The sequence below is a fragment of the Sporosarcina oncorhynchi genome (assembly GCF_033304615.1).
GTDB classification, from domain to species: domain Bacteria; phylum Bacillota; class Bacilli; order Bacillales_A; family Planococcaceae; genus Sporosarcina; species Sporosarcina oncorhynchi.
Genome location: NZ_CP129118.1, coordinates 1,597,177 through 1,622,524 on the forward strand (window position 1 = coordinate 1,597,177; position 25,348 = coordinate 1,622,524).

The window sequence follows — 25,348 nt, forward strand, 5'->3', positions numbered from 1 at the left end:
AACGTCAACCTAGAAGGAGGGGGAATATTTGTTTTTAAGAAAAAGTGCAATGATCTTAATGGCGATTGTCATGTCGTTTGCAGCTGTGTTCACGGTACTTCCTACACAATCGGAAGTCCATGCTACAAGTCCCTATGAGTCATTGGAAAAAAAGATAAATGTATTGCTCGGTGATGCATCCATGAATTCCGTAGTAAGCAGTGTGGTAGTTCGTAAAGCTTCGACAGGTGAAATTATCTATGAAGCGGATGCAGACCGGAAAGTGACACCTGCTTCTACATTGAAATTATTGACATCGGCTGCAGCACTTGAAACGCTAGGTGAAGAATACCGATTCACAACAGATTTGCTAACTGATGGAAAAGTAGTTAACGGTGTGTTAAATGGTAACTTGTATGTACGGGGTCAAGGAGATCCAACGTTGTTGAAAAATGATTTGGATCAGTTTGCTGCTCAATTATCGAAACTGGGCATTAAAAAGATAAACGGTAATTTAATAGGGGATGATACGTGGTTTGATGCTGTACGATTATCACCGAGTATCGAAAAAAGTGATGAAACGCATTATTATGCTGCACAAATTTCGGGACTGACTTTATCACCGAACAACGACTATGATGCAGGAACAGTTATAGTAAATGCAACACCAACAAAAAACGGTTATAAAGCGAAAGTTTCAATGTCACCGGATACAAATGTTGTTTCTATCGTCAATAAATCCAAAACAGTCGCAAAAGGCAACCGGAATACGTTGACGATAAAGCGTCAGTCGGGCACGAACAAAATTATCATTTCCGGAAATGTACCAGTAGGAAGTGCTGGAAAGAAAGAATGGGTGACGGTTTCAAATCCTACCGCCTATACATTGGATGTCTTTAAAAAATCACTTGCCTCAAAAGGGATCAAATTTGTTCCTTCTGCGCAGGTGTTACGTAGACAAACCCCTGAAAACACGAAAGTTCTTGTGACTAAGCAATCTATGCCTCTTAAAAGTCTCATGAGGCCGTTTATGAAGCTTAGCAATAACACCCATGCTGAAATATTGGCGAAAACAATGGGCAAGCACGTGTATGCGGATGGCAGCTGGAATTCCGGTTTGCAGGTGATGCGTGATTATTCTCAGTCAATTGGATTAAATCCTGCGGAATGGTCTTTTGAGGATGCTTCAGGCATGTCTCATAAAAACAAGGTGTCTTCAGCACAACTGACTGAATTACTATACCTTGTCAGAAATGCATCTTGGTACTTGAGTTTTGTACAAGGGTTGCCTGTTTCTGGTATGCAGGAGCGCTTTGTCGGTGGAACACTAAAGAACAGATTGACCGGTAGCGCCGTTAAAGGTAAAGTGATAGCCAAAACAGGGAGCTTGAATAATGTAAATTCGTTAGCCGGATACGTGGAGACGGTAGAAGGGGAGACGTTAATCTTTAGCGTGCTTACACAAAACCAGAAAAAGAGTACAATCCCAACTTTGGATCGTATCGCGAGTGCGATTGCAACAACTTCTATAAAATAAGATATACAACAGAAAAAAAGCCGGCAATTGGAGTTTTCTCCATTGCCGGCTTTTTTTAAATAAGTAATTCAAACAATGTACTATCCTTATTAATTTCGGTGAAAGGAAAGCCGTTCTGCTGCATCCGTTCCAGCAATCCGGCATAGTCTTCTTTTCTTTTCAACTCAATGCCAACAAGTGCGGGGCCATTTTCTTTATTGTGTTTTTTCGTATATTCAAATGTTGTAATATCATCGTCAGGTCCCAGAACGGAATCCAATAATTGTCGCAACGCTCCAGCCCGTTGGGGGAAATTAATAATGAAATAATAGAGAAGACCTTCGTGTATAAGTGACTTTTCTTTAATTTCCTGCATACGGCCAATATCATTATTTCCACCACTAATTATACAGACGACTGTCTTGCCTTTAATTTGATCTTTATGCAGATCGAGGGCAGCAATTGGTAATGCGCCAGCCGGTTCAGCAATGATTGCGTGTTCATTATATAATTCCAATAGAGAGGTGCAAACTTTGCCTTCGGGCACACTAATAATCTCGTCGACATATTTTTTGCAGATTTCAAAAGTCATGTTGCCGACACATTTTACGGCAGCGCCATCAACAAATTTATCAATGGTATCCAATGTTGTCACTTCACCATTTTCGAAAGAGGTTTTCATGCTTGATGCACCCTCAGGTTCCACGCCAATCATTTTTGTTAATGGTGATAAATTTTTAATATACGTACTGATGCCGGACATAAGACCGCCACCACCAATACTTGAAAACACGAAATCCATCGGTTCTTCAATATCATTCATAATTTCGACCGCCACCGTACCCTGACCCGCAATAATTTCTTTGTCATCGAAAGGATGGATGAAAATTCGATTATCTGTATCAGCACATTCCATTGCGTGAGTGAATGAATCATCAAAAGTGTCCCCGACAAGTATGATTTCAACAAAATTCTTTCCAAACATTCTTACTTGATTGACCTTTTGTTTAGGGGTCGTCTGCGGCATAAAGATCTTACCGCTTATTTGTAAATATGCGCATGCAAATGCGACTCCTTGCGCATGATTACCCGCACTCGCACAGATAATTCCTTGTTCCTTCGCTTCTTTTTCAATCATTTTTATCTTATAAAATGCACCACGTAATTTGAAAGAGCGGACATGCTGCAAATCTTCTCGTTTTATATAAACCGTACAAGCATATTTTTCCGATAATCTTTCGTTTTTTTGTAAAGGTGTATGCGAGACGACATCTTTCAGCAATTGATTTGCGATAAGAATGTCTTCAACAAGCACAGTATTAGGATGTGTTTTCAACGTTTTGGTCATGTAGTCATTCCTCCGTTATCATAATGAAGATTTTATTATAGTAACATGAAATGGAAGAGAAAGACATACATGTTTTCTTAATTGCGTATTAATTTCGATAGACTGTCTATTAAGTTAATTATGTAAGCGTTTACTTAATGAAAAAGTATAAATCCATCTTCTTAATAGCTTGTTTTAATGAGTTGTAATGCTTTTTGTTTCATGGAAATGACAACATTATCTGTGTGGAATATCTCCCCATCGATGACAAGGGACACTGGTCTATCTGTTTGAATGGTAAGTTCTTTCCCTTTTGCATACAGAACTTCATCTTGAAAAATGTGTTTTCCTTGAAGAAGAACAGGGAAAAGCTGGGTAAGAACCTTTAAGCGCCGGGCATTATGTAACGTAGTCACTTGAATCCATCCGTCTTGAGGATCAGCACTCGGGCAGATTGGCATACCGCCACCATACATTTTTACATTTCCACTTGCGATGAGCCATAGTTCAGAATCCAAGAGCATTTTACCATCTATCGTCAACTTTCCGTGGAATGGTTTAAATTGCAATAACTCAATAACTGCAGCAATCGTATAAGCGAAAGATCCACAATTGATCCGATTCAGCAGTCTCTTATAGAAAGATTCATCCGTTCGTTTTCCAATCATTGCATCTAATCCAACCCCTGCTACTGTCACTCCATACAAACCGTTAACTTGTAAAAGGTCAATTGTAATCTTTTCATTCTCAAGAAGTTTATGAGCGAAATTGTGTACTTCTGATACTAAATTGAAATTTCTGCTCACGTCATTACCGGAACCTGCAGGAAGCACTGCCAATGGAATATCCGTGTAGCTGAGTTGTTGAATCACTGAACTGATTGTTCCATCACCGCCGATGACAACGAATGCCGTTATATGGCAACGATGAATCATTTCATTCATATATTTTCGTGTATCTTCATTATTTTTACAGACATGCAGTTCATAGGAGAGTTGATGGTCATCGAGAAAAGGTTTGAGTTTTGACCATTTTGAAAGAGCTTTTGCATTTCCTGATTTTGGATTTAATATGAAAATATACATTGATTTCCTCCAATCCTATGCATAGTTTAGCATAATAGGGTAAATGGAAGTCAGTAAGTTTTAACTGGTTGGATAATATCACGATATTCAGCACAAGCTTTTTATTGAAAGTGATTTTAAAAGGAGTTGAACAGTATGCAGAAGTGGGATAGCAGACCTGAAAAACCTGACGTTGGTCAATGGACAGCTTTAGGGATTGCATCTGCCATTATTGTAGTCGTCATATTCATGAATTTACTCTGAGAAAAGATCCAAATTGGATTGCAGGAAACAGGATACTACTGTTTTCCTGCAATTTTTTTCTTCTGAACAACTTTTAGATGCAACTGATTAGTTTGTAAACTAGCTTTCTATTCATTATAATGAATAGAGTGAATTATTATTTAAATGGGGAGTGGGGCATATAGAAAATTTAATGATGACTGATAAAAAGACTGCTATTTTAAATGCTGATGCCATCCAAATTAGTGAATGGATTAAAAACAAAGAAATGACAGTTGTAGACATAACAGAAACGTACATTGAACATATAAAAGATAAACAACAGACTTTGAATTTCATGACAGAAAACCGTTTTCAGATAGCGCTACTAGAAGCGCAGGAAGCTGATCGAATGCTGAAGGACGGGAAAGTGGATGGTCGATTATTCGGTGTGCCGATCAGCATGAAGGAATCCTTCGATGTCAGCGGAATGCAAACGACAGGTGGTCTTGTTCGCTGGAAAGGGAATGTCCTTCAGTTTGATGCCGATGTCGTCAGTAAGCTAAAAGCTGAAGGAGCCATCATTCTTGGGAAAACAAATACGCCTGAATTATGTTTTTGTCAGGAAACGGATAATAAGCTATTTGGCAGAACAAATAACCCGTGGAATGTAAAAAGGACAGCTGGCGGGTCGAGTGGCGGGGAAGCGGTTGCTATTGCATCAGGCAGTGCGGCAGTGGGTCTTGGATCGGATATAGGTGGATCCATCCGTTTTCCAAGTCATTTTAACGGAGTGATTGGATTTAAATCAGGCAATGGTCAAGTTTCGCAAAGAGGCAGTTATCCGTTTGTAGAAGATGTGTGGCAGCAGAGGATGCTCGGGATCGGACCAATCGCTAAATCAGTCCGGGATACGCGGCTTGTATATGAAATTGTTTCTGGTTCAAAGATGTCCAACCAAAATATGGATGAGTATACCGTCAATGTTTTCCGCACGGTAGATTTTCCACTTTCGGATGAGACGATTCGTTTGTTGAACAACATATACTTATTTGTTAAAAGTGAGTTTCAGGCAGAACGTGAATCATTGCCGTTATTGGATGACGCGGCATTGTTATGGCAGGAGATTATGTCTATTGATGGTGGAAAGTCAACCAAGTCGGATGCATTTGGGGAAGAAAACAGGAATCCTTACATGGAGTATGTAAAAGAACTGACGAATGGGACGTCTAAGATCCACCGCTATCTGTCATGGGCGCTTATTGGTGCTTCTTTATTCAAACCTTCTTCAAAAAGAGTCGAGAAGATGAGGCAGATTCTAAGCGAAGGGGACTTACTGTTAGATACGTATTTGGATCGGCGCTTGATTGTCATGCCTGTCTACCATACTGCCGCTCCAAAGCATGGAATCGTATATAAAGAAATCTTTTCCATTAAAAAATCCTTCATGCAATATATGCCATTCACGGCATATGCTAATACATGGGGGTTACCTGTTTTAACAATCCCTGTCGGTAAGGATCAAGATGGAATGCCCATCGGCGTGCAAATCATCGGAAAGAACGGTCAAGAAGATGCGATTTTCAAACTTGGAGAGTTTCTTGAAAGAAAATTCGGAGGGTATAGTAGGGCTGATTGATAAAAAACATAGAGGTTTATTTCATAATCAAAAACCGTAAAATGAGAATCTTATTCATCTTACGGTTTTATTTATTTGAATGAAAAGAATTTCAGTCCAAAGATTCATTCAACTTTTTATAAATTGCCAATAAGGTTGACTGTTCTTCACTAGAAAGATGCGAAAATAGTTCTTTCCTGACGACCTGACCGTTCTCCTGTGCCTCCGAAAGGATATCCAGACCTTTGTCTGTTATCGACCAATAGGAAGTGCGACGGTCTGTTTCGTCCTGCCGTCTTACAATTAACTTCTGCTTCGTCAATTTCGTTGACAGATGAGTCAAAGATGCCGGTGTGAAATTCAAGTTTTTTGCTAAATCGGACGGTCTGCTTTCCCCGTGGACACTTAGTTCATGTAAAACTAGAATATGTGATATGCCAAGGTCGATTTCAGATGATTGTCGCCAGCGTACTAGAATTTTATGTGTAACTTGTTCAATGGTGTGAAGTAACTCAAATATCGTTTTCTCTGACACGTAAAATCCCCCTTTTTTAATAAGTCTGCGATTACAGGTCAGTTATTATTTAACCACATCATTTGATGATAAACAAAGTTATTAAGTCAGGTTGAAGAACTTATCTTGCTATTTAAATGATTTTAGACAACAAGAAGGCTTCTTAGAAATCAACTTGCGTTTCATACCGCTTAATAATGTGTTTAAATGAGAAGGCTATGGTATAATTCATGTTGAAAATAATAATTTTTTGTCGAGGAGTTATGGAAATGTTAAAAGATTTTTTTATCGGCTTATCTCAAAACCAGTTTTTGAATAGTGCAGCAAAAAAATACGGATTAAAATTGGGTGCTCAAAATGTCGTCGCTGGAACTACGATCGATCAGACAATTGAAAGCATCAAAGAATTGAACAAACACGGTATTTCATGCACTGTCGATAACCTCGGGGAATTTGTGTATGAAAAAGAGGAAGCAACAGAAGCAAAAAATCAGATTCTTGCATTGGTTTCTGCCATTCATGAACATGAGGTGGATGCTCATATCTCTTTGAAGCCATCTCAATTGGGACTGGATATCGACTATGATTTCTGCAAATCAAATATTAGGGAAATTGTTTCATCCGCTCATGAATACGGTATTTTCGTGAATTTCGATATGGAAGACCATAACCGTCTTCAGCCGTCTTTTGATTTACTGGACGAGCTATCTGTTGAATATGACAATATCGGAACGGTTATTCAAGCGTATTTCTTCCGTGCTGATGAAGATTTGCATAAGCATAAGGATTTTCGTCTCAGAATTGTAAAAGGTGCATACAAAGAGCCAGCAGAATATGCGTACCAGGACAAAGCTTCGATCGATAAGCATTATATCGAACTAATCGAATGGCATTTGTTAAATGGTAAGTTCACATCCATTGCGACACACGACCATAATGTTATTAATCATGTGAAGCAGTTTGTTAAAGAGAACAACATTCCAAATGATAAATTTGAATTCCAAATGCTTTATGGATTCCGGAAAGATATGCAATTGGAACTGGCGAAAGAGGGATATAACTTCTGCACATACGTTCCGTTTGGCCAGGATTGGTACGGTTATTTCATGCGCAGACTTGCTGAAAGACCACAGAACATGAACTTAATTGTAAAACAGGTATTTAATAAGAAGACAAATACGATGATAGGACTCGCCGCAGGTGCGTTCGCTTTGGGCAGATTGACGAAAAAGAAATAATCTGCGTCTACTGAAAAGCCGTCAGTATCCATTAAGGATGCTGACGGCTTTTTGCATTTTTTTAATGGTAGTTATTCCATCAACTTACGCTAATAACGATGAAATATAGAATCATTGAGACAAGCCCGACAGGAATCCCGATGCGTGCCCATTCAAGACTTGTGATTTTCAACTTCCCAGCAACAATGATGTTAGGGATATTTCCGGGTATAAGCATGCCTCCACTGATGATTAAACCAAGGAGGATGGCTTGTATCGTTGTTTCATCCATGTCAGGACTGATTTCAGCTGCAGCAAGTGTAGCATTGTCCAGTACTGCGGAAACCATATTAATCCAATAAAGGCTATACGGATTGATATCCAATAGAAATTTTCCGATGAAAGGTTCAAAACCCGCTCCTAGTAATGTGAGAGCCATGACAAAAATATACACTTTACAACCTCTGATGACGATTGCAAAAATAGATTCAGAACTAGTGTTTTTCGAATTTTTTGTATTCCTGGAAGGAGGTTTGATGAGTAGGCCTGCTAAAATACCGAAGAAAATAACCCCTGGTAAGACATACACGCCTAAAAGATTCAGCATATAAAAAAATGTTTCATTCAATTTACTTGTTGCAATCGTTGATAATGGTTCGCCAATTGGGGTTAAGACCGCACCCATACCGATTGAAAAGCACGCAATAACTACAAAACGAATTTAATCTTTCCTCGCTAAGTTAAGCCCGCTGACTAATGCAACTAAAATAATGGCGGCGATAATTGCTGTAATAATACTTGAAACGATACCTAGAATTATCACAACGAGAGCAATGAACAAAGGAAATGGCATTCGCTTTGAAATGTATCTGACGCTCTTATTAAAAGGTATCTGAAACAGCCGGAAGAGAAGCCCTGCGATAACAACTGCGAATGTAATATTGATTGGATTATGAAGCGCTTCAGATAGAAGTGATGAATTTAACACATTACTAATCATGGCAGCTACTAGACCCATGATGAATAAAAATAATTCCAAATTTCTTTCTACGGATTTTACTGCAAATGGCAGTAAAAGCACCATGGCTAAAACAACAAATAATCCAATGTACATATAAAACCTCTTTTCTATACGTGAAAAAAGCTAGTACTATATATTAATCTATTCTTATAAAGACAATAATAGAAATCGGATGAATGAAAAAAGCACACCCTGGAAGAGTGTGCTTTTAAGGCTGTTTAAGTAGAAGGTTAACGTACACCCTTCATATAGCGTAAGATAATCGGAGAAATAATGAATAATAGGATACTCAAAACGATTGCAGTACCTCCAATTATTCCAAAATACATCATTTCATTTTCGGGAGAGTAATATTGGACAAGCTGTGCATTTAACGCTTGTGCAGCAGCATTCGATAAGAACCATAAACTCATTGTTTGTGCTGAAAACGCAGCAGGCGCCAGTTTCGTCGTTGCTGAAAGACCTACTGGAGACAAACAAAGTTCTCCTATAACGGCAATGAAGATACTTAAAACAAGCCACATCGGATTAACAAGTGCTTCCGTTCCGCCTAAATAGCCGGGTACTAAAATGACGATAAATGAAATCCCGGCAAAGAGGATACCAAATGAAAACTTCTGAGGTATAGTAGGTTGCTTTCTACCCATCTTAATCCATAGCCATGCAAACACGGGGGCAAGAACGATGATGAATAATGGATTCAATGACTGGAACCATGCAGGTGAAATATGGAACCCAAAAACATCTAAGTTTGTCCGTGTATCGGCATATAAAGCTAAAATTGTGGAGCCTTGTTCAGCAATCGCCCAAAACATGACGGATGCAAGGAATAAAGGTATATACGCAAGAATTCTAGATTTTTCATCCGCACTTGTCTTTTTACTTCTATACATAAAGAAGAAATAAGAGAAAGGGATAACAAAGCCAAGTATCCCGACAAATATGATGAAAGAATCGAATGTCAACCAGCCTCTCGGTATAGAAATATAGACAAGTAAACCGAGAACTAAAACGACTGCAATGACAATCTTTATCATTCGATTACGTTCTGTTGGGCTCAATGGATTCGCAATTTGAGTGCCAGCCAATCCAAGATTCTTTTTCTTTGTGAAAACGAATAAAAGAAGTCCAAGGAACATTCCTACAGCAGCCAATCCGAAACCAAGATGGAAGTTATATTCTAAACCTACTGTCCCTACTATCAACGGGGCGATAAAACTACCCATGTTAATACCCATATAGAAAACACTAAAGCCAGAATCTTTACGGACATCATCATCGCTGTATATATCTCCAACCATAGTGGAAACGTTCGGTTTCAGAAGTCCTGTCCCGATGACGATAAGCACCATTGATATGAAGAACATCGTTAATGATCCAGGCATCGCTAGGACGATATGACCGAGCATGATGAATATCCCACCGTAGAAGACGGCTCTAGACGTACCAAAAATCCGGTCAGCAAGCCAACCACCTATGATGCCTGACATGTAAACAAGTGATCCGTAAATGGAGACAATTGCTAATGCGGTATTTTTGTCGATTCCCAAACCGCCTTTTGACACTTCATAATACATGTAAAAGGCTAGAATGGCTCTCATTCCGTAATATGAAAATCGTTCCCAGAATTCGGTGAAAAATAATGTGAATAGCCCCTTAGGGTGACCAAAAAATCCTGTTTGAGGAACGCTATCTACAATTTCGTCTTTATGTATCCGGTTCATTGTGTGTATTCCTCCTTTGATGGTTTTCATTATACGAAATAAGTAAATTGGAAGTCAAAATTAAATTCACTGAAGATAAAATGTTGTTTAATGGCGAATAAACTCTATATTTAGATGTTTGGCGTATATTGGTAAACTATTTACGAATATTAATATACATAATTATTCAACATATATATAAATTACCTTTATAGGGGCCGAAGTGGAAATACTCATTGTAGATTGCCCTTGAAATAGAGATCGATACAAAGAAAACCGATACGTTAGGGTTCATATATTGCTGTCACACACTGTAATTATAGAGATGTAACACGTTCGCATTCAAAAATTAGCTAATATAAGCTATTATGGACATAAGCAGTTACTAGAAATGGATGTGTTCGAATGAGTCAATTGATTATTGAAAAGCTAACTAAGACAGTCGGAGAGAAGACCCTCTTTGCAAATATTGCATTCACAATCGTAGAGGGTGAGAAGATTGGTCTGATTGGCATAAACGGAACAGGGAAATCTACACTTCTTTCAATTATTGCAGGAACTGTAGAAGCGGACAGCTTGACTAAAGAGCATCCAAATAATTACAGTATTTCCTACTTACCTCAAGACCCAAATCTTGACCAATCATTGACGGTCATGGAAACAGTCTTCACATCGGATGCGCCAATTCTTCAAGTGAATTTGGCATACGAACACGCACTAATCGCGTTGACAACCGATCCTATGTCAACCGAAAACCAAGAACGGTTCTCGCAAATGCAAAACGAAATGGATAATCGCTCAGCGTGGGATTTGAATACGAAAGCACGAATGATTCTTACGAAACTTGGAATCGATTCATTTGATAAAAAGATGGGAGAACTTTCAGGAGGACAGCAAAAACGGGTTTCATTGGCGAAGGTGCTCATAGAACCTGCGGATTTACTATTGCTGGATGAACCGACGAACCATCTTGATGTCCAATCTATAAAATGGTTACAGGATTATTTAAAAAACGAGTCAGGTGCAGTCATCTTCATCACACACGACCGCTACTTTTTGGATGAAGTTTCGACTCAAATCTTTGAATTGGCGGATCGTACGCTTTATTCACATACAGGAAACTTTGGTGATTACTTAGAATCCAAAGCGATTAGGGAAGAAATGTCCGAGGCAACAGATGCGAAAATGCGTAACCGGTATAGGACTGAGCTGAAATGGATACGCCGCGGGGCGAAAGCAAGATCGACAAAGCAAAAGGCGAGAATCGGACGCTTTGAAGAACTTGAAGAAAAGGTGTCGAAAAATGATGCATCTGCGGAAATGGATGTTGCTTTGAAAACATCCCGTCTAGGGAAGAAAGTCATTGAGGTGCAAGAGATCTCCAAGTCTTATGGTGATAAAGTCATCATCGATGGATTCAGCAGTCTTTTACAATCGGGTGACCGAATCGCCATAGTCGGTCCGAATGGTGCCGGGAAGACGACATTGATGAAAATGTTTGCTGAAGATATAGAGCCAGATACAGGTCGTATCGAAAAGGGAAGTACGGTGAAAATTGCACACTTCCATCAGCAGTTACCGAAGATGGATGAGAATAAACGAATCATCGAATTTATTAGGGAAACGTCTAATGATATTGAGGATGGGAACGGCGTGAGGATATCTGCGACTCAAATGCTTGAAAGATTTTTGTTCCCAAGTTCATCCCACGGTACTCCAATTGGAAAGTTGTCTGGTGGGGAAAGGAAAAGGCTATATTTATTGAAATTGCTTATGGAACAGCCGAATGTCCTCTTGTTGGATGAACCGACAAATGATCTCGATATCGAAACCCTTTCCATTCTGGAGACATTCATCGATTCTTTTGCAGGGGTTGTACTGATTATTTCCCATGATAGGTTCTTCCTAGACCGAACTTCGACAAAGTTATGGGTGCTTGACGGATCGGGTAAAGTGGAAATTTCCTTTAGCACCTATTCTGATTTTATTGAAGAAATGGGTTCGAAAAAAAATCAAAAGATACAAGTAAAGAAAGAAATAATTGAACCTGTTATCGTTTCGGCCGACCAGAAAAAGAAATTGACCTATGCCGAGAAAAAAGAATGGGAAACAATTGAAAAAGATATTGAAACAATCGAAGAACAAATAAGCTCAGCTAAAAAGATGATGGTCGAATTTGGATCAGACTATGATAAATTGAGTGAACTTAACAAGAAACTGGAGATATTGAACAGCAAATATGAACAACTTCTTGAAAGATGGACTTATTTGCAGGAAGTTGTTGAAGGATAATAGGAGAGTGATTCGAAGTGAAGATTATTACGATAGAACCTACACCAAGCCCGAACTCGATGAAAATAGTAGTGGACGTATCGCTTCCAATGGGAATCGGTCATAACTATAAGAAAGAAGATACTGGAAAAGCTCCTTATCCTGTTTCTGAAATTCTTGCCATCAAAGGTGTTAAGGGGATTTATCATGTAATGGATTTTATGGCTGTCGAGAGGATTGGTAATGTACCCTGGGAAGATATACTTGCGGAAGTACAGGCCATTTTCAATGATGAGCAAACCGTTGCAGTTAATGTGGACGATGAAGTCGCGGTTGATAATTACGGGGAAGTGTATGTCCATGTGCAAACGTATAAAGATATCCCTTTGCAAGTGAAGGTTTTTGACAGTGAGTCTGAATTGCGTTTTGGTTTAAGTGATCGCTTTGCACGCGCCATGGATGAAGTTCACAGTGCGGAAGTGGAAAACTATATCCTTCTGCGAAAATGGGCGGATTATGGCATACGTTATGGCGATAAAAAGGAAATCGGCGAAACAGTTGTTTCAGAAGTAGAAGCTGCTTATCCTGAAGAACGGTTAAAAGAAATCATCAAGCAATCTAAAGAAGGAAAGTCGTCTGCGGCTTCTGAAAAAGTAAAAGTGACGTTGTCGGAATTCGAAAATGATGAATGGGAAAGGAGATTCCAACTAATTGATCAGATGCCTGATCCGGACTTAACGGATTTGCCGTTGCTCGACAAAGCGCTCGACGATGAAAAAATGTCGATAAGACGACTAGCGACAGTATACCTCGGGATGATTGAAGATGAAGCAGTCATTCCTTATGTAGAAAAAGCACTGACAGACAAAAGTTGGGCAGTTCGCCGAACGGCGGGTGATTGCATGAGTGATTTAGGTTTCACAGGATTTGAAGCAGCTGCTGTAAGAGCCTTACAAGATAAAAACAAACTTGTGCGTTGGCGTGCGGCAATGTTTTTATATGAAGCGGGTACTGAAAAAGCACTGCCGGAACTAAAGGCAGCTGAGGATGATTCTGAATTCGAAGTGAAACTTCAAATTAGAATGGCGATTGCCCGTATAGCAGAAGGCGAAGAAGCGAAAGGTTCGGTATGGAAGCAAATGACAGAAGCTCGTAGTGATGGTAACAGATAAAATAGGTAAGTTTTAAAGAATTTATTGAATGGAATGTTAGAAACTATTATGTATTCATTGAAATATCGTAATGAATATTTACTAGTCGGAATATTAGCCGAAAGATATTCTAGTCAATCCTCAAAGCGAGGGACACAAGATTTCCTTGTCAGGTTTACGCCAAATGAATAAATATATTTCTTTAAAATTGAGTAAGTGGAGGCGGTTTGAATACAAACTGATCTCCACATTTTCATTATATTAGTTATTCCAATGTCAAATTCGAAACATAATAATATTATGTAAACTAAAAAAGTGCCATCCGAATACGAAAGGATGAAATTACTATCCCTAGCATGTAAAATGAATGTGAACAAATTGAAAGGGGACTGAAAACCGATGAATGCATACGATGAATATATGAAAAGTATTGTAAAACCGATGCGTGAAGAGCTTGTGCAATATGGTTTCACTGAACTGACGACTGCGGAAGCCGTCGAACAGACGATGGATAACATTGAAGGAACTGCACTGATTGTTGTGAACTCGGTTTGTGGTTGCGCAGCAGGACTAGCGAGACCAGCAGTGAGGGAAGCATTAAACGAAGTAACAGAAAAACCCAATCACTTATTGACGGTGTTTGCAGGACAAGATAAAGAAGCGACATTGATGATGAGAGATTATTTCCCGGAAGTTCCGCCAAGTTCGCCTTCTATCGCTGTATGGAAAGATGGTAAACTAGCGTATTTCATCCCACGGGAACAAATTGAGAATTTTGAAATGGAACAGATCAAAGAGCATCTTTCAGGAGTTCTAGATCAAGTCTCCAATAAGTGACAACGGTTATTACTACAGCTGGACGACCTGACGGAAAGTCTGTTTTATTAGCAGAATATGCTCAACGTGCATTAGGTTTTCGAATCGTTCCTAGAAATAAAAAATCGATTTTACGCGTCCAGCAAGAATACAATGCACATGTTCTTGTTGCTGGTAAAAACCGGTTTGAGTTTTTCAAAATCGGCATGGAGAAACCATTCTTTTTTCATCCCAACTCAGCCGCGTACCGGTTGAAACGGTTATTGAAAGGTGGTATCGATCCACTCATTGAGGCGTGCGATCTTCAACAAGGTGATGAATTTCTGGATTGTACCCTTGGGCTAGCTTCAGATAGTATTATTGCCTCCTATAAAACAGGTAACAGTGGAAGGTGTATAGGTATAGAAGCTGATCCTACTGTCGCATTTATAACAAAATATGGTCTCCAGCACTATCTAACGGAATCAGATGCATTGCTGCATTCTATGTCTAGTATCGAAGTCGTACAAAATGATGCAATCGATTATTTGAAATTGCAGCGGGCGAATTCAATGGATGTCGTCTACATCGATCCGATGTTCCACGCACCTATTGAAGAATCGTCCAATTTCACTCCGCTTCGACAGGCGGGTGTCCATTCCAACCTGACAGAAGAATGGGTGAGCGAAGCGTATAGAGTATGCAGGAAACGTGTTGTCATCAAAGCCCATTATGATTCCATTGTTTTTCAAGATTTTGGATTCATTCGAGAAGAAAGACCGAATACAAAATTTCATTTTGGCCATTTGAATAAATGAAAAAACCGTCTTTTCCAAAATGGAAGAGACGGTTTTTGGTTATTAATGCGTAAAGTTCAATGAGCTTAAATAAAGGACGAGTGCGAGCATTCCGATTCCCATGAGCAATTCTACGTTCATTTATAAAACCTCCTTCATAAAACCCAACAATTATGTTCGTATTTATTGTACAATGAAAAGAAGAAATATGAAACCTTTTCAAGTTTTTTTCGTACTAAGCTGTAATGGCATAAATTATTCTTTAAATTAATAGTAACCTATAACTAGAAAAGCAGGTGAAGACAATGAAACTACACTTCCAGCGATTGCTTATTTCAACCGTTGCCGTCCTGACACTCGGCGTCATTTCGCCAAATCATGAAATATGGACAAATCTTCAACCGAAAGATGATGCGCGAGAATCGGATTTTCGTGCTTCCTCCAAACACGAATTGCAACTCGGCCTTGAAAATTCAATATTTGAACGCGATTACGATTCCGTTTCTTCTATTGAAAACATTCTATTCACCCCGGCTAAAGAATTGGCTTATTTGAAATTCGGATCAAAAATCGGCCCTGTTATCCAACCTGAATTTGACGAGTTCATTTTCCCGCAAATTGAAGAAGTTATAAGCAAAACAGTACTCTCTTTCGGAGGATTGGACAACAGACGTCTATTTATAGCAGAGAAACCGTCAGGACATTATTCCGAAAAGATTTTTCACGTAACCGACAAAAATGACGGTAGCGATCTAATCCGTTTCCACGTACGCACGGAAAAAAGGCCACAAGACGGTTATTTTTATAACTTTCATTACCACACTGCAGATGATGGTTTTACTGGCCACCATTCACTGGGTGATATCTATTGGTCAAAAAACACACCGCCGAAATGGTTATCCTAAACCATATTGGCGGTCTTTCTTTGTGCTTTTTGCTATACTGTCAAGTAAGTAACAAGGAGGATATTCATATGAAACAATACTTGGATTTATGCACACATATTCTTGAAAATGGAACAGTGAAACAAGATCGGACAGGGACAGGAACGAAAAGCGTATTTGGGTATCAGATGCGATATAATCTACAAGAAGGTTTTCCTTTGATGACAACGAAAAAAACTGCATTTCGTTTGATTGCAACTGAGCTATTATGGTTTCTAAAAGGCAATACAAACATTCGTACACTTATTGAAGATAGAAATCCAATATGGGATGAGTGGGGTTTTGAACGTTGGGTGAAAAGTGATGAGTACGTGGGTCCTGACATGACTGATTTCGGCAGACGAAGCTTGGAAGACGAGGATTTCGCGGCCATCTATAAAGTTGAGATGGAAAACTATAAAAAACAAATTATCGAAGATGATCAGTTTGCTGAACGATATGGAGATCTTGGGCCCATCTACGGAAAACAATGGAGATCTTGGACGACGGGCAACGAAGTTATTGATCAGATAGATGCTTTAATTAAAGGTATCAAGACAAACCCGGATTCCCGTAGGCATATCGTGACCGCATGGAATCCCTCTGAAGTGAAAGATATGGCTTTGCCACCTTGCCATGCTATGTTCCAATTTTATGTAGCTGACGGGAAGCTTTCCTGTCAACTTTATCAGAGAAGTGCGGATGTTTTCCTAGGTGTACCTTTCAACATCGCCTCGTATGCTTTGCTTGTTCATCTAATTGCAGAGGAATGTGGATTGAAAGTAGGGGAGTTTGTCCATACGCTAGGTGATGCACATATCTACTTGAATCATATGGAACAAGTGAAAGAGCAACTTTCAAGAACGCCAAGAGAGCTTCCAACATTGCGTATTAATCTTCAAGATAAAAGTATATTTGATTTGACAATTGCGGATATCGAGCTTGAAGGATATGACCCTCATCCTAAAATCAAAGCGCCAATCGCAGTATGAGCGTCCTGGCGAAAAGGAGACTACTATGATTACATTGTTAGTTGCACATGATTTAAATCGTGTTATCGGGGTTGACAATAAAATGCCTTGGCATATACCTGAAGAATTAGGTTATTTTAAAAAAGTGACAATGGGAAAAGCCATTGTAATGGGTCGTAAGACGTTCGAGTCTATTGGGAAAGTACTGCCTGGAAGGTTGAATATTATCATTACACGAAATGAAGAATATTCGCCTGAAGGTGCCGAAGTTGTTCATTCGTTAAAAGAGGCAATCGAATTAGGTGAGAAATACTCTGAGGAAGTCGTCATTATCGGTGGGGCTGAAATTTTTAATCTATCAATGGAAATTGCGGATAAGTTATATATTACAGTGATACAAAACGAGTACGATGGAGATACTTATTTCCCTAATTATGGAGAAGGTTGGAAAGTTATTTCCGAATCGACGGAACAGCATTCGGCTGATGGAATCGTTTACTCATATCTTGTATATGAAAGAAAATAGACCGATATTGTTTACAGCAAAAAGCGCCCTTATACATAGAAAAGGACGCTGAAAAACATTGCTGCACTGCCAGCCATAACAAATATATGCCAGATGACGTGGTTATATGGTATTCTTCTCCAAGCATAGAAGATAGAGCCGAATGTATAGAATAAGCCACCAACGACTAGAAGCACGAATCCTTCAGTAGGCAAGTTGACATAGAGCGGTTTGATACCAGCCATGATTAGCCAACCCATTACAATATAGAATATGAGTGAAACAGCCTCATATTTATGGATGAAAAATACTTTGAATAGTATACCTGCGATTGCAAGTCCCCAGATGACGCCGAATAAGGTCCAACCTAATGCTCCTTGTATCGTTACAAGAACAAAGGGTGTATACGTTCCCGCAATCAGGACATAAATCGCCGAATGATCGAAAATCGAGAACAATTTTTTCACCTTCACAGGCATACTATGTAAGAGAGTGCTCATTACGAATAGCAGAAGCATGGATACACCGAAAATCGTGAAACTGACGACGGCTCTGGCCGTCCCATGTTCGATTCCTGCTAGTATGAGGAGGACTAACGCAGGAATGCTGAGCAAGGCACCTACGCCGTGGGTGATAGCGTTCCAAAGTTCTTCTTTTGAGTTTTTATAATCGAAAGCTTCAGTCATTTTCATTCCTCCTTTGTAAGTATTATACTAGTATATTATAAAAGTAGCCAATATGATAAGGAAGTGCTATATATGAAAAAAATCCACATCGTCACGGACTCAACAGCAGATCTAATTGAAAATTACCTAACTGAATATGATATTCATGTCGTTCCTCTTACTATTCATATAGATGGGGATACCTACATAGACGGAGTCGATATACAACCTGAATCATTTATCGAAAAAATGAAAGGTAGCCATGAACTTCCGAAAAGTTCTCAACCTGCCACAGGTGTGTTCAAAGAATTGTATGATAGACTTGGCGCTGACGGTAGTGAAATTATTTCCATCCATATGACGGGCGGCATGAGCGGTACGGTAAAGTCAGCCGAAGCGGCAGCTTCGATGACTGATTCTAATGTGACGGTTATCGATTCGATGTATATTTCACACGCTTTGACTTTCCAAGTGTTGGAAGCGGCAAAGTTGGCGAAGGATGGAAAAAGCGTACAAGAGATTGAGGAACGATTAGCAGTCGTGCGCAAAAACACGACATTGTTTGTCGTTGTAGATATGTTGGATAATCTCGTAAAGGGTGGCCGAATTGGCAAAGGTAAAGCAATGATCGGTTCTTTGCTAAACATTAAACCGATTGCCACTTTACAGGATGGAGTCTATACACCTGTTGGTAAAGCTAGAAGTCATAAGCAAGTTGCTTCATTCCTGTTCAAGGCCTTTAAAGAAGATACGGCGGGTAAAATCATACGCTCCATAGGAATATCTCATGCAAATGGAATGGCAATGGCTGAGCCTCTTATGAAAATGATTGAAGAATTCGATTGGAAAGATATTAAATTTTCTTTCACATCACCAATTATCAGTACACATACCGGTGAAGGTGCAATCGGATTCATGTATTATACCGACTAACTGTATAAAGCATGGTTCAATAAACAGAAAAAGGGGAATTATTACTATGAGAAGAGTACTATTCTTACTCATCTTCTCATTATTGTTGTCTGGATGCAGTAACAATGATATTCATGAAACACCTTTGTTCTCCGATCGTGTTTACTTGAGCTTTGAAAACTTTGAAGTTCGGGATTATTTCATACCGGAAACAATCTATGTAATCGGACTTGGAGATTCACTAACACAAGGTGTAGGAGATGAATATAAAAGGGAAGGATATTATGGGCGTGTCACACTAGCCATGAATGATTGGAAAGGCGTTAAAAAAATTAACTCTTCCAATTTGGCAAAGCGCGGCAGACGAAGCGACCAACTTCTAGAACAGCTCGATGATCCGGAAATTCAAAAAAAAATAAAAAAAGCTGATGTCATCTATCTGACCATTGGCGGGAATGACATTATGAAAGTCGTGAAAAAGAATCTCTTTAAATTAGAGTCAGAGCAATTCTATTCTGAATTGGGGAAGTTTGAAAATCGACTCGACCAAGTTTTTAAAACAATTCGTGCATTGAACGGCGATACAGCAATATTTGTCGTAGGATTATATAATCCGTTCTCCATTATCACCGACGAAAAGAATGAATTTGAAACAATCATCGATGACTGGAATGAAGCGATTGAAATTCAAGTTGTTATGGATGGAAAAGCTTGTTTTACACCAGTGAATGACTTATTTGTCGGCAATGAAAACTTGGTCTACCATACCGATTTCTTTCATCCAAATGCAAAAGGATATGAATCGATGGCAAACCGCTTGATTGAAAAAATTGATGCTTGTGGTTTGGCGGATTTAACTGACGGGAAATTGGAGATGCAGAGGTGATATTTTGAACCGTTGGAAAATAGCTTTTTTAGGGCTGGTTGGCCTTATCATTGCCGGAATTGTAGCCTTAGTGATTTTTATAGAAAGTCCGGGTGACTCCGATCCATTGCCCATAACCGAAAGATATTCTGGAAATGGCAGTGTGTTAAGTGTAAAGGCATCGCGTGATGACTTGGAAGGACTGGCCAACACATATATCGGAAAAGCGATGAAAGGTGAACAATTGCCTGTAATGATGAGAATTGAAGATGACGTCATCCTGCATTCTGAACTGATTGCCTTCTCTTTTAAAGTTCCTATAAACATGCACTTTGATCCTGTCGTTCTAGCCGATGGAAATCTATTACTGAAACAGACCTCTATGGAAATTGGGCCGTTGGACATCCCTCCTGAGACTGTTTTAAAGCTTTTACGTGATTCGATCAAATTACCGGAATGGATGGTTGTCCGTCCGAAAGAAGAAGAGATTTTCATAAACCTCGCCGAACTTCCGGTTTCTGGAAACTTGCACGTAAGAGCGAAGACGTTAAACTTGGCAGAAGACGATATAGTATTTGAAGTTACTATTCCACATGAATAAGGAGGAGAGAACATGACAACACAATTAGCAACATTTGCTGGAGGGTGTTTTTGGTGCATGGTAAAACCGTTCGACAGATATGATGGTGTACTTTCTGTCGTATCGGGCTATACGGGTGGGGATGTACCCAATCCTTCTTATGAATTGGTTTGCACAAATACGACGGGTCATAGAGAAGCCGTCCAAATAACGTTTGACGATTCAATCATTTCATATGAAGAATTACTATCCATATTTTGGCGTCAAATTGACCCTACAGATGCAGGTGGACAATTTTTCGACCGCGGTGATTCTTATAAAACTGCCATATACACGCATTCCGAGGAACAAAGTGCGTTGGCAATGACATCCAAGCAAAGCTTGCAAGATTCAGGAAAGTTCAAGCAACCAATCCAGACAGATATTCTTCCAGCTAAAACGTTTTATCCTGCAGAAGAAGGTCATCAGGATTATTATCTTAAAAATCCAACTCACTATAATCGATATGCCGTAGGATCAGGCAGAGAGAACTTTAAAAAAGAGAATTGGAGTGATCAACAATGAAAGAAGATTTGAAAAACAAATTGACGGAAATCCAGTATTATGTAACACAAGAAAATGGCACAGAACGACCATTTCAAAATGAATATGATAGCCATTTTGATGAAGGCATCTATGTAGATGTCGTATCCGGAAAACCACTATTTAGCTCACTCGACAAATATGATGCAGGTTGCGGATGGCCTAGTTTCACAAAGCCAATTGATAGCGCGGAAGTGACAGAGCACTTTGATACAACGCATGGCATGCGAAGAACCGAAGTCCGCAGTAAGACAGCCGACTCCCATTTGGGACATGTATTTCCCGATGGCCCAGGGCCAGAAGGATTACGATATTGCATCAATTCTGCATCTATGCGATTCGTGCCTGTAAATGAACTTGATGCCGAGGGATATGGTGACTACCGTAAGTTATTCGAAGACTGAATGGGAGGTTAATGAATGGAGCGGTCATTTTATCAGTTTGCATTAGCTTATCGGGGCGGCTCTAAAGACGATGACCATGCAGTCTTTGCGGAAGCTATGTTCAATGATCTTGCATTTCCTAAAAATGAAAAAGAATTCGATCCACTTTCTCGTTACTTGGAAGAGAAGGCGGATCCTCACATGCGAAGTGTAATCTTTGATGAATTGTATGCTTTATATAAAGAGCGTTTTTGATGCATTTGCAGATCCATCATTATTGCATAATGGAACAATTAACTGTATGATTAGTACAGAATTTTGAAAGGTAGGCGGGCAAATTGAGCATACATATTAATGCGAAAAAAGGCGATATCGCTGATACGATACTTTTACCAGGAGATCCTTTGCGTGCTAAATATATCGCAGAGACATTTCTTGAAGATGTGACCCAATATAATGAGGTCCGAAATATGTTCGGATATACAGGCACATATAAAGGAAAACGTATTTCCGTACAAGGGACAGGAATGGGTGTACCTTCTATCTCAATCTACATAACGGAACTAATGCAGGAATACGATGTACAGAAACTGATTCGCGTAGGAACTTGCGGTGCAATCCAAAAAGATGTACATGTACGTGATGTAATTTTAGCGCAAAGTGCAACGACGAATTCACCAATCAACCGGACATTTTTTAACGGTGTCGATTACGCGCCGACAGCAGATTTCGATTTATTATTGAAAGCTTACAATGCAGGTGTTGAAAAAGGTCTGGACTTGAAGGTCGGGAATGTCTTCACGGAAGATTTCTTCTACAATGAGCATGCAGAACATGAGAAATTGGCGCAGTATGGCGTATTAGCAGTCGAAATGGAAACTGCTGCATTGTACACACTTGCTGCCAAATTTGGAAGACAGGCACTAGCCGTTCTTACAGTGAGTGATCATATTCTTACAGGTGAAGTGACAACTTCTGAAGAAAGACAAACGACATTCAACGAAATGATCGTTGTAGCTTTAGACGCAGCTATTCAATAAGAACGCAATGCAAGACCGCTCGCTTTATCGGCGGCGGTCTATTTTTTATCAACTCATAAAAAATGAGTGAAGAAAGTTGGGAATGGGATGGACGATAGAGAGAATAATGACGGTCTCGAAAACGAAACCGAAACCGGATATGAACCTCGTGGTAAGCGCTTTATTCACATGAAACCGTTCTCACTGGTCATGCTCGTATTCGGTCTCGTTCTCGCTACAGCAGCTGTGACATTTTTTGCTTTGACAACGGGTGAAGACAAAGTCGTAGAAGTAATAAGTCCGCAAAATAATACAAATGTGGATCGTAAAGAGTTCAAGAAACTGTACGATGCATATGATGAAATGAAAAAAACCTATTATAATGATATTGATGAAACTGCTATTATTGATGGTGCCATTAATGGAATGATTGAAGCGCTAGGAGATCCGTTTTCAGATTACCTGAGTGAAAAGGAAGCACGACAATTAAATGAAAGTATTTCATCAAGTTTTGAAGGGATTGGCGCTGAAATCCAGGAGTTGAACGGGTATATCAACGTCGTCTCACCAATTAAAAACTCCCCCGCTGAACGTGCAGGATTGTTGCCGAATGATCTGATTATCGCCGTTGACGGAACAAGCATCCAAGGCATGTCATCATCTGAAGCGGTATTGCTGATTCGTGGAGAAAAAGGCACAACTGTCACGTTGTCTGTTCGAAGAGGTGAGATGTCTGAGCCTTTTGATGTGAAAATCGAACGAGATGTCATTCCAATTGAAACGGTATATGCTGAAATGCTGGATGATCACATTGCACATATTCATATTACGAGCTTCTCGGAACATACGTATGAAGAGTTGTTAACGGCTCTTGATGAAATGGAAAAGCAAGGGATGGAAGGTCTCATTGTTGACGTTCGTCAAAATCCTGGTGGTATGTTAAATACAGCAATCGATATTTCGGATCTCTTTGTAGAGAAAGATAAAAACCTTTTCCAATATGAAGGAAAAGGAAATAATCCTGAGATTTATGTTGCATCAAATGGACGTAAAGTTGAAGTGCCAGTAACGCTAGTCATCGATGATGGCAGTGCCTCGGCTTCAGAAATTCTTGCAGGTGCTCTGAAAGAGTCCGCTAAAGTACCTCTTATCGGCATCAAAACCTACGGTAAAGGGACTGTTCAGACACCTAAAGATCTGCCAGATGGATCTAACTTGAAGCTTACAACTGCCAAATGGCTAACTCCAGATGGTAATTGGATTCATGAAAAGGGGATTGAACCTGATATTGTGGTCGAGTACCCGTCATACGCTATGCTGCCCTTCCTTGATCCGTCTGTGGAAATGAACGAAGGAATGGTATCACCTTCCATTAAAGCAGCTGAGGAAATGTTGGCTGCCATCGGTTTTGAACCGGGAGATGTCGATGGATTATACGATAACAGCACAAAAGAAGCTGTCGAAGCGCTGCAAGAGAAATTATCATTGAAAGTGAATGGAATCCTTTCAGGCGATACGACATATGGGCTTATGAATGAATTAAGAGATAAGATTAAAAATGATGACCCACAACTGATGAAAGCGATGGAAGTCTTGAAAGAACAGATCGGAAAATAATTGAAAAGCGTCCACTCCTTCATGGATGGACGCTTTTCATATACAAAAGAGGGATTGTAATGACAGATGTCTATTTGTTAAGCGGGTTTTTAGGGAGTGGGAAAACATCCTTGCTCATGAATTTAATTGCACAGTTGAAAGCAGAAGGAAAGAAGCCAGCAGTTTTAATGAATGAATTCGGTTCGATTTCAATCGATTCAGATACAGTGGCAAATGAGGAAAATATCCCTTTGAAAGAGCTTTTAAACGGTTGTATTTGCTGCACGGGTTCCGAACAGACTGAAGCACAGTTACAAGGATTACTAGAGGAGTATGAACATATTGATGTCATTCTCATTGAAACGACAGGTGCTGCACATCCTGTTGAGGCATTAGATGCTGTTTATTCGCCTTTATTCGCCGAGCGGTTAACCATTAAAGGGATTGTGACTGTGGCTGATTCCAAACGCTGGTTGGAAAGGGAAAAGCTTTCGCCTCAAATCCGTTCGCTATTCATGGAGCAAATTCGTCATGCACATATAATTTTAGCCAATAAAGCAGATTTACTGACAGAATCTGAATTGGCAACTGTGACGATGGAACTAGGTAACTTTAATGAAAATGCACCGATAATACAAACCGTTAATGCAGATATTTCTTTTTCTTTTATCGAAGAAACATTGGCGAATATGAAAGCCATATCTGAAAAACAAGTTATTTCAGGTAAACACCTCCCTTTATCTTCAAAACTGATTGTTTTTGATCGTTCCGTGGAGAAAGATCGATTTGAAGATTGGGTGAAATCATTACCTGATACAGTTTATAGAATGAAAGGCTATGTACCTCTAGTCGGTGCAAAGAACCCTTATCTGTTTCAATATGCGTATGGCATGGTTAACTGGCTTCCTGAATATGTGAAGATGGAGCCTCAACTCGTTGTTATCGGCGAAGGTGTGCAACAACTAGAATATCCTGGATGATTTTATAAAAAAAATGATTGTCAACCCCATCTCAGATGAAATAATGGCCGTATTAACCGGTATTATCCAATTCGTATATTACTAGACGCCTTGTACAAAGGCATTAACGTATTCTATGGATATATTGGTTAGTTCTACCGTTTCTGCTTCTCTTCTCTCAGTTATGATAGAT

General features: G+C 39.5%; 24 protein-coding genes and 1 pseudogene. 19 read left to right on the plus strand and 6 right to left on the minus strand.

From position 1 onward, the window contains the following. Window positions 1–28: 28 nt before the first annotated feature. Complete coding sequence (gene dacB, locus QWT69_RS07620) at window positions 29–1,516, plus strand: D-alanyl-D-alanine carboxypeptidase/D-alanyl-D-alanine endopeptidase (RefSeq protein WP_317970554.1); 1,488 nt, start codon at window positions 29–31, stop codon at window positions 1,514–1,516. A 55-nt stretch (window positions 1,517–1,571) separates the two neighbouring features. Here the strand turns inward: dacB and ilvA are convergent, their stop codons facing one another. Both ilvA and QWT69_RS07630 read right to left on the minus strand, forming a co-directional pair. Then, window positions 1,572–2,843: a threonine ammonia-lyase IlvA gene (gene ilvA, locus QWT69_RS07625; protein WP_317970556.1), complete on the minus strand. Its 1,272-nt coding sequence runs from the start codon at window positions 2,841–2,843 to the stop codon at window positions 1,572–1,574. A gap of 161 nt (window positions 2,844–3,004) precedes the next feature. Beyond that, window positions 3,005–3,907, minus strand: a complete 903-nt coding sequence (locus tag QWT69_RS07630) for a diacylglycerol/lipid kinase family protein (protein ID WP_317970558.1) — start codon at window positions 3,905–3,907, stop codon at window positions 3,005–3,007. A gap of 415 nt (window positions 3,908–4,322) precedes the next feature. Between QWT69_RS07630 and QWT69_RS07635 the strand changes: the two genes are divergently transcribed. Next, complete coding sequence (locus QWT69_RS07635; RefSeq protein WP_317970560.1) at window positions 4,323–5,747, plus strand: amidase; 1,425 nt, start codon at window positions 4,323–4,325, stop codon at window positions 5,745–5,747. Window positions 5,748–5,838: 91 nt separating this feature from the next. Here QWT69_RS07635 and QWT69_RS07640 read toward each other — a convergent pair whose 3' ends face one another. Further along, window positions 5,839–6,261 (minus strand): MarR family winged helix-turn-helix transcriptional regulator, encoded by a 423-nt coding sequence (locus QWT69_RS07640; RefSeq protein WP_317970562.1) that lies wholly within the window; start codon window positions 6,259–6,261, stop codon window positions 5,839–5,841. A 248-nt stretch (window positions 6,262–6,509) separates the two neighbouring features. On the opposite strand from QWT69_RS07640, the gene QWT69_RS07645 reads away from it, so the two are divergent. Next, window positions 6,510–7,478, plus strand: a complete 969-nt coding sequence (locus QWT69_RS07645) for a proline dehydrogenase family protein (RefSeq protein ID WP_317970564.1) — start codon at window positions 6,510–6,512, stop codon at window positions 7,476–7,478. A 79-nt stretch (window positions 7,479–7,557) separates the two neighbouring features. Here QWT69_RS07645 and QWT69_RS07650 read toward each other — a convergent pair. Together QWT69_RS07650 and QWT69_RS07655 are read right to left on the minus strand one after the other, a co-directional pair. Continuing rightward, window positions 7,558–8,571 (minus strand): annotated as a pseudogene (locus QWT69_RS07650) (DUF1646 family protein). Window positions 8,572–8,708: 137 nt separating this feature from the next. Beyond that, on the minus strand, window positions 8,709–10,202 hold the full coding sequence (locus QWT69_RS07655) for a peptide MFS transporter (RefSeq protein WP_317970566.1): 1,494 nt from the start codon (window positions 10,200–10,202) through the stop codon (window positions 8,709–8,711). Between the two features lie 384 nt (window positions 10,203–10,586). Between QWT69_RS07655 and QWT69_RS07660 the strand changes: the two genes are divergently transcribed. From QWT69_RS07660 to QWT69_RS07690, 7 genes are all read left to right on the plus strand, one after another. After that, complete coding sequence (locus QWT69_RS07660; protein ID WP_317970568.1) at window positions 10,587–12,473, plus strand: ABC-F family ATP-binding cassette domain-containing protein; 1,887 nt, start codon at window positions 10,587–10,589, stop codon at window positions 12,471–12,473. Between the two features lie 17 nt (window positions 12,474–12,490). After that, entirely contained in the window at window positions 12,491–13,624 is a 1,134-nt protein-coding gene (locus QWT69_RS07665; protein ID WP_317970570.1) for a virulence factor, read from the plus strand. 378 nt (window positions 13,625–14,002) lie between these two features. Next, window positions 14,003–14,440, plus strand: coding sequence for a BrxA/BrxB family bacilliredoxin (locus QWT69_RS07670; RefSeq protein ID WP_317970572.1), 438 nt, complete (start codon window positions 14,003–14,005; stop codon window positions 14,438–14,440). After that, window positions 14,437–15,216, plus strand: a complete 780-nt coding sequence (locus QWT69_RS07675; protein WP_317970574.1) for a class I SAM-dependent methyltransferase — start codon at window positions 14,437–14,439, stop codon at window positions 15,214–15,216. The genes QWT69_RS07670 and QWT69_RS07675 overlap by 4 nt, the downstream gene beginning before the upstream one ends. A gap of 284 nt (window positions 15,217–15,500) precedes the next feature. Continuing rightward, on the plus strand, window positions 15,501–16,100 hold the full coding sequence (locus QWT69_RS07680; protein WP_317970576.1) for a YpjP family protein: 600 nt from the start codon (window positions 15,501–15,503) through the stop codon (window positions 16,098–16,100). A 68-nt stretch (window positions 16,101–16,168) separates the two neighbouring features. Next, window positions 16,169–17,110, plus strand: coding sequence for a thymidylate synthase (locus tag QWT69_RS07685; protein ID WP_317970578.1), 942 nt, complete (start codon window positions 16,169–16,171; stop codon window positions 17,108–17,110). Between the two features lie 25 nt (window positions 17,111–17,135). Further along, on the plus strand, window positions 17,136–17,615 hold the full coding sequence (locus QWT69_RS07690) for a dihydrofolate reductase (protein ID WP_317970580.1): 480 nt from the start codon (window positions 17,136–17,138) through the stop codon (window positions 17,613–17,615). A gap of 29 nt (window positions 17,616–17,644) precedes the next feature. Here the strand turns inward: QWT69_RS07690 and trhA are convergent, their stop codons facing one another. Continuing rightward, window positions 17,645–18,280, minus strand: a complete 636-nt coding sequence (gene trhA / locus QWT69_RS07695; protein ID WP_317970582.1) for a PAQR family membrane homeostasis protein TrhA — start codon at window positions 18,278–18,280, stop codon at window positions 17,645–17,647. 72 nt (window positions 18,281–18,352) lie between these two features. Between trhA and QWT69_RS07700 the strand changes: the two genes are divergently transcribed. The 9 genes from QWT69_RS07700 (at window position 18,353) to QWT69_RS07740 (ending at window position 25,176) form a co-directional block, all read left to right on the plus strand. After that, window positions 18,353–19,192 (plus strand): DegV family protein, encoded by an 840-nt coding sequence (locus QWT69_RS07700; RefSeq protein ID WP_317970584.1) that lies wholly within the window; start codon window positions 18,353–18,355, stop codon window positions 19,190–19,192. Window positions 19,193–19,238: 46 nt separating this feature from the next. After that, window positions 19,239–20,057, plus strand: coding sequence for a GDSL-type esterase/lipase family protein (locus QWT69_RS07705; protein WP_317970586.1), 819 nt, complete (start codon window positions 19,239–19,241; stop codon window positions 20,055–20,057). A 4-nt stretch (window positions 20,058–20,061) separates the two neighbouring features. Further along, window positions 20,062–20,637 (plus strand): YpmS family protein, encoded by a 576-nt coding sequence (locus tag QWT69_RS07710; protein WP_317970588.1) that lies wholly within the window; start codon window positions 20,062–20,064, stop codon window positions 20,635–20,637. A gap of 12 nt (window positions 20,638–20,649) precedes the next feature. Next, on the plus strand, window positions 20,650–21,180 hold the full coding sequence (gene msrA, locus QWT69_RS07715; RefSeq protein WP_317970590.1) for a peptide-methionine (S)-S-oxide reductase MsrA: 531 nt from the start codon (window positions 20,650–20,652) through the stop codon (window positions 21,178–21,180). Further along, window positions 21,177–21,602, plus strand: a complete 426-nt coding sequence (gene msrB, locus QWT69_RS07720) for a peptide-methionine (R)-S-oxide reductase MsrB (RefSeq protein WP_317970592.1) — start codon at window positions 21,177–21,179, stop codon at window positions 21,600–21,602. The genes msrA and msrB overlap by 4 nt, the downstream gene beginning before the upstream one ends. Before the next feature lie 15 nt (window positions 21,603–21,617). Then, window positions 21,618–21,836: a YozE family protein gene (locus QWT69_RS07725; protein WP_317970594.1), complete on the plus strand. Its 219-nt coding sequence runs from the start codon at window positions 21,618–21,620 to the stop codon at window positions 21,834–21,836. A gap of 83 nt (window positions 21,837–21,919) precedes the next feature. Continuing rightward, entirely contained in the window at window positions 21,920–22,621 is a 702-nt protein-coding gene (gene deoD / locus QWT69_RS07730; RefSeq protein ID WP_317970596.1) for a purine-nucleoside phosphorylase, read from the plus strand. 87 nt (window positions 22,622–22,708) lie between these two features. Beyond that, the gene (locus tag QWT69_RS07735; protein WP_317970598.1) at window positions 22,709–24,217 is read left to right on the plus strand and encodes a lmo1851 family serine protease; all 1,509 of its coding nucleotides are present in this window, start codon (window positions 22,709–22,711) and stop codon (window positions 24,215–24,217) included. 59 nt (window positions 24,218–24,276) lie between these two features. Then, on the plus strand, window positions 24,277–25,176 hold the full coding sequence (locus QWT69_RS07740) for a CobW family GTP-binding protein (RefSeq protein WP_317970600.1): 900 nt from the start codon (window positions 24,277–24,279) through the stop codon (window positions 25,174–25,176). The last annotated feature ends 172 nt before the right edge of the window (window positions 25,177–25,348 follow it).

What these genes read in the sequence shown, in the direction of transcription:
- ilvA (WP_317970556.1), bottom strand. Translation starts at nt 2,843, where the DNA reads ATGACCAAAACGTTGAAAACACATCCTAATACTGTGCTTGTTGAAGAC.
- QWT69_RS07630 (WP_317970558.1), bottom strand. Translation starts at nt 3,907, where the DNA reads ATGTATATTTTCATATTAAATCCAAAATCAGGAAATGCAAAAGCTCTT.
- QWT69_RS07635 (WP_317970560.1), top strand. Translation starts at nt 4,323, where the DNA reads ATGATGACTGATAAAAAGACTGCTATTTTAAATGCTGATGCCATCCAA.
- QWT69_RS07645 (WP_317970564.1), top strand. Translation starts at nt 6,510, where the DNA reads ATGTTAAAAGATTTTTTTATCGGCTTATCTCAAAACCAGTTTTTGAAT.
- QWT69_RS07655 (WP_317970566.1), bottom strand. Translation starts at nt 10,202, where the DNA reads ATGAACCGGATACATAAAGACGAAATTGTAGATAGCGTTCCTCAAACA.
- QWT69_RS07660 (WP_317970568.1), top strand. Translation starts at nt 10,587, where the DNA reads ATGAGTCAATTGATTATTGAAAAGCTAACTAAGACAGTCGGAGAGAAG.
- QWT69_RS07670 (WP_317970572.1), top strand. Translation starts at nt 14,003, where the DNA reads ATGAATGCATACGATGAATATATGAAAAGTATTGTAAAACCGATGCGT.
- QWT69_RS07680 (WP_317970576.1), top strand. Translation starts at nt 15,501, where the DNA reads ATGAAACTACACTTCCAGCGATTGCTTATTTCAACCGTTGCCGTCCTG.
- QWT69_RS07685 (WP_317970578.1), top strand. Translation starts at nt 16,169, where the DNA reads ATGAAACAATACTTGGATTTATGCACACATATTCTTGAAAATGGAACA.
- QWT69_RS07690 (WP_317970580.1), top strand. Translation starts at nt 17,136, where the DNA reads ATGATTACATTGTTAGTTGCACATGATTTAAATCGTGTTATCGGGGTT.
- trhA (WP_317970582.1), bottom strand. Translation starts at nt 18,280, where the DNA reads ATGACTGAAGCTTTCGATTATAAAAACTCAAAAGAAGAACTTTGGAAC.
- QWT69_RS07700 (WP_317970584.1), top strand. Translation starts at nt 18,353, where the DNA reads ATGAAAAAAATCCACATCGTCACGGACTCAACAGCAGATCTAATTGAA.
- QWT69_RS07705 (WP_317970586.1), top strand. Translation starts at nt 19,239, where the DNA reads ATGAGAAGAGTACTATTCTTACTCATCTTCTCATTATTGTTGTCTGGA.
- msrA (WP_317970590.1), top strand. Translation starts at nt 20,650, where the DNA reads ATGACAACACAATTAGCAACATTTGCTGGAGGGTGTTTTTGGTGCATG.
- msrB (WP_317970592.1), top strand. Translation starts at nt 21,177, where the DNA reads ATGAAAGAAGATTTGAAAAACAAATTGACGGAAATCCAGTATTATGTA.
- QWT69_RS07725 (WP_317970594.1), top strand. Translation starts at nt 21,618, where the DNA reads ATGGAGCGGTCATTTTATCAGTTTGCATTAGCTTATCGGGGCGGCTCT.
- QWT69_RS07735 (WP_317970598.1), top strand. Translation starts at nt 22,709, where the DNA reads ATGGACGATAGAGAGAATAATGACGGTCTCGAAAACGAAACCGAAACC.
- QWT69_RS07740 (WP_317970600.1), top strand. Translation starts at nt 24,277, where the DNA reads ATGACAGATGTCTATTTGTTAAGCGGGTTTTTAGGGAGTGGGAAAACA.